This window comes from Clostridium sp. Marseille-P299, assembly GCF_900078195.1.
Lineage (GTDB): Bacteria > Bacillota > Clostridia > Lachnospirales > Lachnospiraceae > Lachnoclostridium.
This window is the reverse complement of the sequence record NZ_FJVE01000007.1, coordinates 1,045,601-1,059,233: the sequence shown is the minus strand read 5'-3', so window position 1 is coordinate 1,059,233 and position 13,633 is coordinate 1,045,601. Positions and strand designations below refer to the sequence as shown.

Sequence of the window (13,633 nt, the reverse complement as noted above, 5' to 3'; positions counted from 1 at the left end):
TATACCTAATAACTCATTCTTTTCTGTCTCTTTCTTTATATGTATTAAAAAAATAATTAAATCACTTGTCTGTATCATTCATTTTCCGTAAAATTTCGCTTGTTACTTGTAAATTTTGTCCTCTAATATATATTTCTCTATACAACATACCACAAGTATAATTATAGAGTTTTACAAGAATAATATCATAACTATTAATACTTCCCACTTCGATAGAAGTTATTTCTGATTCTAAGTAATCACTATCTTCATGACATATATAATCAATTCCTGTCACTCTTACTTCAATCTCAACTTGATCATCGATACTAAGATCTTTGATATTGTAATTATCAACATTCAGTTCACTTAACAATTGTACAATAACTATCTTTAGAATTCCTTTTGCATCATAACAAATATTTGAAATATAGCTGTCATGAAATGAATTTTTTTCAAAATACTCTTTTACTGTCATAGATTTTTTTCCTCCACTCCTATTGCGGATATATATCTAAACCTTATAAATCTACCAATCTTAGCATCAAACTCTGCTGATTAAAGGCTAATATCAAAGGTTGGATTAATCATAAAAAATCCCAACTGACATAAGCCAGTCGGATAATTAATCTTGCATTGGAATAAAATACAAATCAATTATATTTTTCCAGTGATAATATTTTTAAACATTTCTGGAATGATGGAATAATCCAAGTCCAATGAGTTAATTTCATGAGTACTTCTATCGATAATTAAGTTAAAGTATTCATTTAATTTATCAATTTTCTTTTGGACTTCAATATTTTCTTTACTTGGTGACCATGTAGTATGTATTTGTCCCCAATCAAACAGCCTCTTTACCTCTAGGTCTTTCCATTTCCATGTAGGATTATCATTTAACTTCAATAAAATCCCATTTCCAATTATTTCGTCAAACTCTGATATCTGTTTTACCAATTCCGTAGTTTCTTTTGAATCAATAAAAATATTTTTAGTGTAAATGGATGGCCATGAATCACTCATTTGCTGTTTAGCATTCGGTGAGCATTTTTTTATTTTATCAATGTCGGCTTTCATGTCCCATATTACTTGTCGAACAATCAAACCATCAATAATATCTTGGTCATCATTTCCATTTTCATTCCATTCTCTTCGCTGAGAATAGATACACCAAGAATAAGATTTTGTATTCATTCCCCATTTTCTTATTCGCAATATTTGTTGAAGCTTATAACTATCTTCATCTTGATTTAACTGCACATTAACCAAATAAGGTTCTTCTGAGTAAAAATCGAATATGGCTTCATATCTCAGCATACTCAATTTTAACATTGGAGAACAAATCTCATTAATAGTTCTAGCATTACCTGTGTTTATTGGTTTTAAATCTTTCATCTAAAGCCTGCTTTCTAATAAAATACCTCACTTTGCTTCGGGCTGACATTTAACTTAGGATTTAACAATCCTCATATAATGAGTTACTTCCTCTACTGGTTATCCAACTCTTTAATACACTATACCACCTTAACGCTACATTTAGAGTAACTTATCTTTTATAAAAAAAATAATATTCTCTAGTTTAATTTCTCGAATATCGGACTTTTCCTTTATTAATTCAATAAAATAATCGTACTTAGGATATTCTAGCTCTTCTTGTGATATAAATTTCTCAAAATTTCGTTATCTTATCATAATATATTATACTTATCTTTTGATGTAATAATAACGGTCATAAAATAAATTTCCTTTTACACTTTAACTTATTGAAACGGTGTTCCTGGTATAAAATTTCTCTTAAATACTTAGCTTGACATTTTTTACAAACAAGTATAATCTCACCCGTTTCCGTCATTCCAGAAGAAACTTTTGTTTCGTTAATCATATTTTAAAAGGCCACAGCAGTTGAAACTGTGTGACCATTAAAATTATTAATTTTGATTCTATTTAAATTATTGATACTCTCCAGTAGTGGAACTCCTTGATCTTGCAGTCCTGAAAGATTATTACATTACAGGCCTTTTAATACTTCTCTTGAATAGGTCTCATTCTCCACTATCATTGCATTGAAATAATCCCTATCATCTTCTTCAAGATGCCTTATTTCCTCCTGTAGCTCTTGGATTGCTTCATATCTTTCATGCAAAATTTCTTTCGTCATATTGCTGTTATCTTTCATTGATTTATATGACTCAATGTTTTGTTCCAATAAAGCTTTACGACTTTTCAAAGCATACTCATAATCGCCACTTTTTAATGCCATAAAATACTTGGAGCTATCTAAAAGATTAAGTCCTGCACCTTCCAAAGCCCCATCTTCAATCCCATCAGCTTTTAATCCAGCGATACGATTCTGATTAAAATGCTTTTCTAATTTTATTAGTTTTGGCAAAGCAGTCTTACAAGAGCATGCATTCTCGAAGAGTGGAATTAAGTAACTTGTTAGGTATCGTAGAATTTCGTTAATACAAGCCTCCATACTTTCATCTGACTTAGAGTTATACACCCATTCATCCCAATGTGTCCAACGTGCTGGTTCAAACCTTCTCAAGTTATATGAATACACACCACCTAATATATAATTTTTCTCAATGCGCAAGCTAAGAGGAATTATTGCAAACTCCAACCTAATCCTACCAGACCCAAGCTTTTCAATTGCAAAATTTTGCATTACATCATTTATGACGCGTACAAAAGCTTTGTTTTTTTTCTTGAAACCATATTGTGAAAACATAACTTTACAGGCTTCATAATAATTCTTTAGAAAATAATTCATGCTTTATCTCCTCTTACTTAACCAATATTGGAACTAACGCAGGGGCTGCCATACCTCCCGTTGAGTAAATCAAGACTGTTGATCCTGCAATAATGACAAGACTTGTAACTACCTCGGTAACTTCTTCGCAATCAGTTACTTTATCATAATCATACGCTATAACTCCGCCTCCTGCATAATAGTAAGAAATATTATAAGTGTCAACGTTTAATTTAACAGTTAATGAATCTGGAGCGATATATCCGCCAACGGAAAGTGTTTTATCCGGAAATCGCTTCCATTTGTTTTTTACATATTTCAATACTTGCGCGACACCTTTTTCTATTTGTTTAGGCTTATCTCTTTTTACATCCCAAACGTTTCCAAAAACACTAATTAAATCAGCTCTCCCCCATCCAAAGTCATAATCTATTGTTTGCTCTTTGTAGAAACCGTGCTTGAGAGCGATATAGTTTACAACCAAATTATGTATCTGGCCCGGAAATGCTAATTCTCCTGTTGGGTCAATATACCGAATAGGATTGTTCATTACATAAATATATAAATTTAATCTAACTGACTCACTTTGCTCCCCACGATAACTATCCTCACTAATAAATCTACCAATCTTAGCATCATAGTATCTTGCCTTCGCATAGTAAAGGCCAGTACTCTCATCATATACATGTCCGGTATAGGAGAATAAATTCTCCGAGAATATATTCCCATTCGTCCCAACAGCTTCTGGATTCAGCATCACTCCATACTCATCATACTGAATGCTTGCTTGTACCTTCCCTGCCCCATCCAGTATCTCAGTGACACTATTCTTCTCATCGTTTCTATAATAGCTAATTTTACCATCCGTTTCAACACTTACTTGTTCATTAACAAAGGTAAATGCAGAAACTTTACCAGTCACCGTATCCTTAGCCATAACAATATTCTGATAGGTTGTCATCGTATCAACGACATAACTCGTGTTACTAATCACAGAACCATACTTGGTTACCTTAACATTTACACGGTTTCCATTGCCATCATAATCATAAACTGTTGTCGTATCTTCTCCAACAACTTTCGTTAACTTATTCGTGGAATCAAATGTATATACTTGCTTTGTATTACCATTCTCTTCTACCGTTGATAAGTTACCTCGCTTATCATAGCTATATGTAGTAAGATCTCCACCCCTAAATTCATATACCAACTGATTTAAGTTATTGTAAATATATTGAGTAGATAACTTGCCACTTTCCTCTTTGAAAATTCTGTTATTAAACTCATCAAATCCATAGGATCGAGTGCCATTCTTATCCGTCACGTCGGTCAACTGATTTAATACATCGTACGTATAACGAGTGATTTCCGTCATTCCAGAAGACACTTTTGTTTCTTTGATACGGTTACCATTCTTATCGTACTCGTATGTATACGTATCTTTAAGAACTCCACCATTCTTTTCTTTACGCTCCGTTAACTGTCCAATGGAATCGTAGGTATATGCGGATTCTGCACTGTTTGGAAGTTTTCTAGTCTTTACTTGATTTAGTGCATCGTAGGTATACGTTGTAACCGCATTATTTGTATCTGTCACCTTGCTTAGATTGCCGTTATTATCATACACATAACTTACGACTTCACCATTTGGATCGATTATGGATTTCTTCTGGCCAAGTTTTGTCCATGTGTATTCCATTACCTGATTCTTTGGATCGGTTATTTTAATGGTTTGACCATTGGCATCGTATTCGTAAGTCGTAGTACCGTTCCAGTCTTTCATTGATTTGAGCTGATTGATACTATCATAGGTATACGTAATGCTTCTATTATCACTATAGGTGATTTTCTTAACATTACCAACCTTATCGTATTGATATCCAGTGGTTGTTCCATCTTTTTGCGTTTCCTTCGTGATTTGACCATTCCCATTGTAAACATAGGAAATGCTCTCACCCAGTGGATCCGTAAGCTTTGTTAAACGACCATTTTTATCGTACTCATATTTTGTTGTCTGGTTGTTTGTAGAACTAAGCCCCACACGAGTTTCTTCGGTTAAATTACCAAGCTTATCATAAGTATAGTTTGTTACATGACCTAGGGCATCGGTTACTTTCGTAAGGTTATTACTAGAGTCATATTCATAGTAAGTTCGATTTCCTCTTGCATCGGTTTTTCTGTTTAGATTTCCAAGGGCATCATACTTATATGAAATCACGTTTCCTTTTGCGTCTTTTTCTTCTAGTAACTGATTCTTAGCATCGTATGTGTAGCTTGTGATTGCACCTAGCGCATTTGTAACTTTTTCTTGGTTTCCATTCTTATCATAGCTATAAGAGGTAACCTTCCCCTTTGCATCGGTTTCTTTAATTAACTGACCCTTTGCATTGTATTCGTATTTTGTAACTTTGTTCAATGCATTTGTAATCTGCGTTACGTTATTTGCTGCATCGTAAGCATATTTCGTTGTATTACCAAGTGCATCTTTTTCTACTACTTTATTACCAGCAGCATTGTATTCATAAGATGTAATTCAACGTAAAACACCTCATTTGCTATAACAGCAAATGGAGGTGTTTCAATCAATTACATTTCATTTAATCAGGGAAAATTAGGAATATGCATTACATTTTTCCCAAAAACATTATATTTCTCTTAGAAATCGTCTTCTCCTTCTAGAATAAGTAATTTTTATGTCAATTCATATGTTAATACTTTATCACCACACGAATATAAATTATTAATTATCAAATTTTTAACTTCATTTAAGTTATAAGCTTGAAAAAAAATATCCATATGATCAGAAGGAGATATTATTAATTTAGAATCTTTAAATACTATTTGAATAAAGCTATTGTATTTAAAAACAGACTCAATGAATAATTCAACAATTTTATCATTTTTATTGACCAATAGACCGCCTTTCAATTTATTTGTCACAGAATTATTTGCTAAAATATTTGCTAATTCCGGTGCTTCTTCTTTGTTAACAACCCATTTCTCATTGTATTTAACTATTATGCAATTATCTTCAGATACTTTATTAATTATCTTTTTTATGAATTCAATAAGTATCTTCTTTTTGAATTCATACATCTCACAACCGTTGTTTAACATTAAGTCACTATACGTTACTGTATCAATATAATTATGAAATTTAACTATTAATTTAGTATTATCCTCTGAACATAACTCATCAAAATTATAAAATTTAATCTTCTTTTTAATATTATTCATTTGTTTACTACTTATTTTATGCAACCATTTCAACTCCTTATAATTAATTATATTGTATTATTTTGGTGCTTTGTTTTTATTTTTAGGCCCATTAGGCCATATCTCATTCCCATCATAATCAACTTCACGGATTTTCTGGCCTTTTTTATTACTGATATCCCAATGATCTTTGTGTAATTGATCTTTTTTCCATGTATTTCCGTCTTTATCTTTATATCCTTGATTTCCTTTTAATTTTGTAAAATCCTTTGGATTTGAGGATGGTGTCTTAATTTTATCAGACTTATTCACTCCCTTATTAGTGTCTGATTTATCCGCACTAGCTCCGTTACTCCGTAATATAAACGTAGTTTGATCTACATTAGATAACGTAAAATAATTTGGAAACGTCTTTGGTTTAATTCCAAATAAAGAGCCTATTATATCCTTAGCTTTATCTACAAATTTGAAATTATATTCAACATACTTTTTGCCTAACCAAACAGTTCCTGCAACTTGAAGTTTACCAGCTACAACTACTCCATCTTTAATAGCAGTGGCGCCCCTATTAATTGCGTCTTTGCCCTCAGGAGAATGGATGTATCTCTCATAAGTACTAATTGCATATGTTCCAACAACTAGAATAATTACGGCGGCTGCATACATAAGTGGAATAGCAATATTCCCACTCGGATCCGAATACTTAACTGGATTATTATGAACATAAACATATAAATTTAAGCTAACTGACTCACTTCGCTCTCCACGATAACTATCCTCACTAATAAATCTACCAATCTTAGCTTCATAGTATCTTGCTTTCGCATAGTAAAGTCCAGTACTCTCTTCATACACATGTCCCGTATAGGAGAATAAATTCTCCGAGAATATATTTCCATTCGTCCCAACAACTTCTGGATTTAATATCACTCCATACTCATCATACTGAATGCTTGCCTGTACCTTCCCTGCACCATCCAGTATCTCAGTGACACTATTCTTCTCATCGTTTCTATAATAGCTAATTTTACCATCCGTTTCAACACTTACTTGTTCATTACCAAAGGTAAATGCAGATACTTTACCAGTCACCGTATCCTTAGCCATAATAATATTCTGATACGCTGTCATCGTATCAACGGCATAATTCGTGTTACTAATCACAGAACCATTCTTCGTTACCTTAGTATTTACACGGTTTCCATCTCCATCATAGCTATAAACTGTTGTCGTATCTTCTCCAACAACTTTCGTTAACTTATTCGTGGAATCAAATGTATATACTTGCTTTGTATTACCATTCTCTTCTACCGTTGATAAGTTACCGCGCTTATCATAGCTATATGTAGTAAAATCTCCACCCTTAAATTCATATACCAGCTGATTTAAGTTATTGTAAATATATTGAGTCGATAACTTGCCACTTTCCTCTTTGGTGATTCTGTTATTAAACTCATCAAACCCATAGGTTCTAGTGCCATTCTTATCTGTTACGTCGGTCAACTGATTTAATACATCGTACGTATAGCGGGTGATTTCCGTCATTCCAGAAGAAACTTTTGTTTCTTTGATACGGTTACCATTCTTATCATACTCGTACGTATACGTATCCTTTAGAACTCCACCATTCTTTTCTTTACGTTCCGTTAACTGACCAATGGAATCGTAGGTATATGCGGATTCTGCACTGTTTGGAAGTTTTCTTGTCTTTACTTGATTGAGTGCATCGTAGGTATACGTTGTAACAGCATTATTTGTATCTGTCACCCTACTTAGATTACCATTGTTATCATACACGTAGCTTACGACTTCACCATTTGGATAGGTTATGGATTTCTTCTGGCCAAGTTTCGTCCATATGTATTTTATTACTTGATTCTTTGGATCGATTATTTTAACCGTTTGACCATTGGCATCGTATTCGTACGTCGTAGTACCGTTCCAGTCTTTCATTGATTTGAGCTGATTGATACTATCATAGGTATACGTAACGCTTCTATTATCACTATAGGTGATTTTCTTAACATTACCAACCTTATCGTATTGATATCCAGTGGTTGATCCATCTTTTTGTGTTTCCTTCGTGATTTGACCATTCCCATTGTATTCATAGGAAATGCTCTCACCCAGTGGATCCGTAAGCTTTGTTAAACGACCATTTTTATCGTACTCATATTTTGTTGTCTGGTTGTTTGTAGAACTAAGCCCCACACGAGTTTCTTCGGTTAAATTACCAAGCTTATCATAAGTATAGTTTGTTACATGACCTAGGGCATCGGTTACTTTCGTAAGGTTATTACTAGAGTCATATTCATAGTAAGTTCGATTTCCTCTTGCATCGGTTTTGCTGTTTAGATTTCCAAGGGCATCATACTTATATGAAATCACGTTTCCTTTTGCGTCTTTTTCTTCTAGTAACTGATTCTTAGCATCGTATGTGTAGCTTGTGATTGCACCTAGCGCATTTGTAACTTTTTCTTGGTTTCCATTCTTATCATAGCTATAAGAGGTAACCTTCCCCTTTGCATCGGTTTCTTTAATTAACTGACCCTTTGCATTGTATTCGTATTTTGTAACTTTGTTCAATGCATTTGTAATCTGCGTTACGTTATTTGCTGCATCGTAAGCATATTTTGTTGTATTGCCAAGTGCATCTTTTTCTACTACTTTATTACCAGCAGCATCGTATTCATATGTAACTTTATGGCCTAAGGCATCGGTAATGGAGGTTACTTGATTTTCTTTATCATAGGTATACATTGTACTATTACCGTTGGCATCGGTTACTTTTGTAAGGTTATCGTTTTTATCATACTCCCAAAGAGTAATATTACCAATTGCATCGGTTTCTTTCGTCTGTCTTCCTTCTTTGTCATACTCATAACGGATTTTATTCCCTAAGGCATCGGTGGTACTCTTTAATAACCCTACGGAGTTGTATTCATTTTTCGTAACATTCCCTAAGGCATCCGTTGTTTCAATTACATTACCGACTTTATCGTATTTATACTTCGTAATACCACCAGAAGCATCAATTTCTTTTATTGCTCTTCCAAGTTCATCGTATTCATAAGTTGTTGTACGATTTAAGGCATCGGTTTGTGCGATGACACGGTTTAACTTATCATAGGTATTCTTTGTTACATTTCCTAACTCATCAACTTCTTCGGTTATATTTCCATTGACATCATAGGTATAGGTAGTTTTACCACCCAATGCATCCGTTAGCGTTTCAAGTCTACCTAATAAATCATAGTTATAACTTGTAATTCCACCATCTGCTGCTGTAACGGAGGATATATTGCCCATGACATCATACTGATATTTCTCGATATTTGATAAGGCATCGGTAGTTTGGCTTAATAACCCAGTCTTTTTATCATAAAGATAAGAAATTGCATTCCCATTGTTATCGGTTTCTTTTAGGATTTTTCCATCTTTATTATATTCTGCTGTGCTAGAAAATCCGAGTGCATCCGTTATCTTTGTTGTATTGCCATTTGGTGAATACTCATATTTTGTGATATAACCATTGGCATCCGTATATTTTGTTACACAGTTTAAGATATCATAATCCAGAGTTATGGTATTTCCATTTCCATCGGTAGCTGTTAATAAATTTCCTCTGCTATCGTAAGTACCAGTCTCATAACTTCCATCTGGTCTTGTGATCTTTGTTAAATACCCCTTCGAATTATAGGCATATTCTGTTTTATTTCCAAGTGCATCCGTTACCGACGTTAAATTGCCCTTAGCATCATAATCATAAACCGTTTTGTTTCCAAGTGCATCGGTTACGCTTGTGATTTGATTTAATTCGTTAAAGGTATTTGTTGTCTTATTGCCCATGGCATCCACAGAGGAGGTTATGTTTCCATTATCATCATAGGTATAATCGGTTGAATTCCCTGACTTATCTGTATTGGAACCAAAAGAATCTTTGGAATCTACTGGGTATTCTATTTCTACCTCTGGGTCTGGATCAACGATTTCTGCATAAGACAATGGCATACTACCAAATGCCCATTTACCTGCTACAAATATGGCTATTTTATTCCATTCTTCGTAGGTAGTACTTTCCGTATTTAAAGAATAATCATTGGTTTGTACGTATTTTGTCCAGTCCGGTCTATGGATTCTTATATTAAGTTCTACATATTCTCCTGGATTTAAGGAGATATCACTTCTTGTAAATCCAATGTCAGCTACACAATTGGTTTTTAGATTCTCATCACCAACCTCTGTAAACTCAGCGGTTACGTCCTTACTACTAAGGTTTGATTGAAACCTACTTCCGATACCTACCCAGTCAACGTTAAAGACTTGTGTCTGTGGTCCGTCAGCTGTGTAAAAATAGTTAATCTTTAAATCCGATAGTTTGATTGCTTCGTTCGAAGTATTATATACTCGAAATCTTGGTGAAACCGTATTACTTCGACTCTCTCTATTTGCATTATACATTTCCCCACGAACAGGTGTATAGGTACTGTCCGCATAATCAATATGTTCTAGTTCTAACTCTTCTAATTCTCCAGGTGTTAGGTCCTCTCCCCAAACTTTCACACCTTTTATAAATACATCAACTTTCTTCCAGTCTTTAAAGCTTTCTGATGGATTTATAGAGTGGTCATTTGTAATATCGTAATTGCCCCAATCATCCTTTGCAATGCGCATATGGATGCTTATGGTTGAGCCAATATCAATATAACCAGAGCCTTCTTTAAATCCAACCTCAAGGTACGTATCTGCTCCTTCAAATAATTCATCTAGATAATGGAAGGTTCCGGTCACATTTTCTGTACCAGCACTTGACCAGTCACACCAGAAATTCTGTGGCTTATCGTCATCTCTTGTATAGTAATAGCGAATCTTTACATCACTTAGCTTCACCATATTGGTTCCAGTATTTACAAGGCGCATCATAGGATGAATCGAATTCGTATAGGAACCACCATTCCCTGTGTTAAACATCTGGATTTTTAGTTTGTCTGTTCCTTTTGGTTCAAACTCTTCTTCCTCCGTATAGCTACCGTTTCCAGAATTGTTTCCAGTGTTCCCATTATTCCCTGTATTTCCAGAATTGCCATTATCACTTCCATCCGCTGGTCCATTGCTGCCTTCTCCAGAGATAGAACCTTTTCCCCAGATGAGATCACCCTTATAAAACATATCTACTTTATCAAAATAAGATAAACTTGTAGAATAATTTTGAGAATAATCATCTCCTGGGATGAAATCATACCAGCCAACCTTTCCAATTCTAGTATGCAGATCAATATAATTTCCTGGACTTAATTTTCCTGCACCACTACGAAAGCCTACTTCTAAGTAGTAGTCCGCACCTGTTACTGGCGTATTTAATTTTACAAACTTACCAGTTACATTCGCCGCTCCAATGCTTGACCAGTCACACCAGAAGTTTTGTGGCATTTCACCATCAATGGTATAGTAATAACGTAAGGTTACATCCGATAAATTGATATCCCCATCACTGGTATTGAATATACGAAATTGTGGATATAAGGTATTATTTACAGCACTACCAGAGCATACATTCATGTTAAAAGTTTGAAGCTCTAGTATATTATCAATGCTTTTAAGTTCATTGTTTCCATTTAATGAAAATACAGTTAATTCTTGTCCATCTTTCACAGCGGACAGCTCAGCTGTATATGCTGCCTTATCCCGTCCTATATTTGATGAATTATTAGTTGTATTCTTTACGAAATCTACATTACTAACCTCTGAACTCGTAATCGTATTGGATGATACTATGTTTGTATCGCTCTCATAATTTATATCATCGTTATTGGTAATTTCACTATTTGTAATTTCACTATTCGTGCCATTACCCTGTTTTCTTAAATTCTCAGACTTTCCGCTACTCTCTTTGTAATAATACTTAATCGTTCCATCGGAATATTCTTCTGATTCAATTCGATAATCCGAAGTGTACTTAAAGGTTATCTTATTACCATTTGGCTCCGTACACTCGATGGTTCTTGATTTGTCATTATAACTATAGGTGTATGTGCTTCCTTGAACTGTTTTTGATATTACACGATCGGACGTATCATATTCGATTGCATACAAAGTAATTTTTTCTGGGCTAACTACTTTGTTTAATCGATTGTAAGAATCGTAAGAATAAGTTGTCTTATTCCCTTCTGCGTCCGTGAAACTTGTTACTAATCCATTGGTATACCCATAACTTATACTACGATTTCCACTATCCTTTACCGACCCAATCGTACCGTCTGTGTTATAGGTAAATTCCATATGTCCACTGGGATTTGATACTTTCGTAAGCATTCCATCATAGTAAGTGAAGGTTGTTTTATTTCCATTTAAATCAGAGATTGTCTTAATTCTACCACTTGCTGTAAAATCATAAATTTCCAAACCTTCCACCGTTAAGGTATAAGTTCCGTTGGCATTCTTGATCAATTTTCTTGCCATTCCATCTGGTGAAGCATAAGTACCATCGCTATTTTTCGTATAGTACTCAATATGACCATCACTAAACTGAATTGCTATGGTACTTCCTAAGTCCTGCAATAGATAAGAATAAGAATCCGACCAATTGATACCAAATTCATGGAAACTCTCACTCATTGAATTATACATTCTTGTAAAGGATAATGGTGTATATCCATCGATTACGAGATCCTCATTGGAATAAAAATTATTTCCCATGGTAAGACTGACTGGATTCATTGACGCAGTTCTTTGTAATTGGTCAACCACACCTAGATGCTGATTGGTTAAGGTATTATTACTTGTAATCTCTTGTTTAATGTCTTTTGATGGGTCAATGATAAGAATACTTGATCCCACCAATTCACCACTATTGGTATAGGTTCCATAAAGCCCATTATCGCGGATAATTGCAGCATCTTTTTTATAATCACCATAATAAGCAGATGCTAAATATTCCAGCCGGTCGGTTACACGAAACGTATGGCGTACCGCTGTAATTGATTTTGTACTATTTCCACTGGAACTTGATACCGATGCTTTAATGTTATAAAGTTTATAACTTGTCATCGGAAGTTCCGCATACCATAAGTTATCACTTATTGTAGCACTGATACTTTTTACAGCTTCCCCATCTGCAGTTACAGAGAGGTTAACCTTATTTACCCCCTGCTTTTTACCACCTTTTCCATAAACTTTAAAAATGGTTCCATTTACATTCGGTGAAATATAAAGTTCACTATTGTTATCACCTATGACAGCAATATTGGTAATGGACTTATACTTTTTATACTTATCTTGTGGCTCTACAACTACCTTATAAGTTCCACTTTTTACGTAGCTTCCACTCTCGTCCTTACCATCCCATTGCAATTCATGGGTTTCATAGCCACCTTTGTACTCCCTGTTTTTCGCAAGGTAAGCGACTACTTTTTTCCCGTCCATAATCATGACATTGACAACATGCTTATTTTCTAAATTAAATGTTATCGTTGCCTTTTCACCACTGGATGGTACGAATACTTGCGGTTCTGCTTTGATAAACTTTTTAGTAGATGCCGCATTCGCTGAAAATGGAATGCTGGTCATAACCATAGTTACACAAAGAAGTAAACATAAAACCCTGTTAAAAATACTTTTCTTCCTTCTTAGTACTTCCATACTTTCCTCCTACTTTGATTTAATCTTTGGCATCAAAGCATATTTAAG

At 34.2% G+C, this 13,633-nt stretch carries 6 protein-coding genes; all 6 read right to left on the bottom strand.

Going from position 1 to position 13,633, the window contains the following annotated elements; all coding sequences use genetic code 11:
* Positions 1-61: 61 nt before the first annotated feature.
* Positions 62-457 (bottom strand): hypothetical protein, encoded by a 396-nt coding sequence (locus BN4220_RS12620; protein ID WP_066716814.1) that lies wholly within the window; start codon positions 455-457, stop codon positions 62-64.
* Between the two features lie 179 nt (positions 458-636).
* The gene (locus tag BN4220_RS12615; protein ID WP_066716811.1) at positions 637-1,374 is read right to left on the bottom strand and encodes a hypothetical protein; all 738 of its coding nucleotides are present in this window, start codon (positions 1,372-1,374) and stop codon (positions 637-639) included.
* 613 nt (positions 1,375-1,987) lie between these two features.
* The gene (locus tag BN4220_RS12610; protein WP_066716809.1) at positions 1,988-2,752 is read right to left on the bottom strand and encodes a hypothetical protein; all 765 of its coding nucleotides are present in this window, start codon (positions 2,750-2,752) and stop codon (positions 1,988-1,990) included.
* 13 nt (positions 2,753-2,765) lie between these two features.
* Complete coding sequence (locus tag BN4220_RS12605) at positions 2,766-5,264, bottom strand: RHS repeat-associated core domain-containing protein (protein WP_278280762.1); 2,499 nt, start codon at positions 5,262-5,264, stop codon at positions 2,766-2,768.
* A 158-nt stretch (positions 5,265-5,422) separates the two neighbouring features.
* Positions 5,423-5,992 (bottom strand): hypothetical protein, encoded by a 570-nt coding sequence (locus BN4220_RS12600; protein WP_066716798.1) that lies wholly within the window; start codon positions 5,990-5,992, stop codon positions 5,423-5,425.
* A 33-nt stretch (positions 5,993-6,025) separates the two neighbouring features.
* Positions 6,026-13,585: a cellulose binding domain-containing protein gene (locus BN4220_RS12595; RefSeq protein ID WP_066716796.1), complete on the bottom strand. Its 7,560-nt coding sequence runs from the start codon at positions 13,583-13,585 to the stop codon at positions 6,026-6,028.
* Positions 13,586-13,633 lie beyond the last annotated feature (48 nt).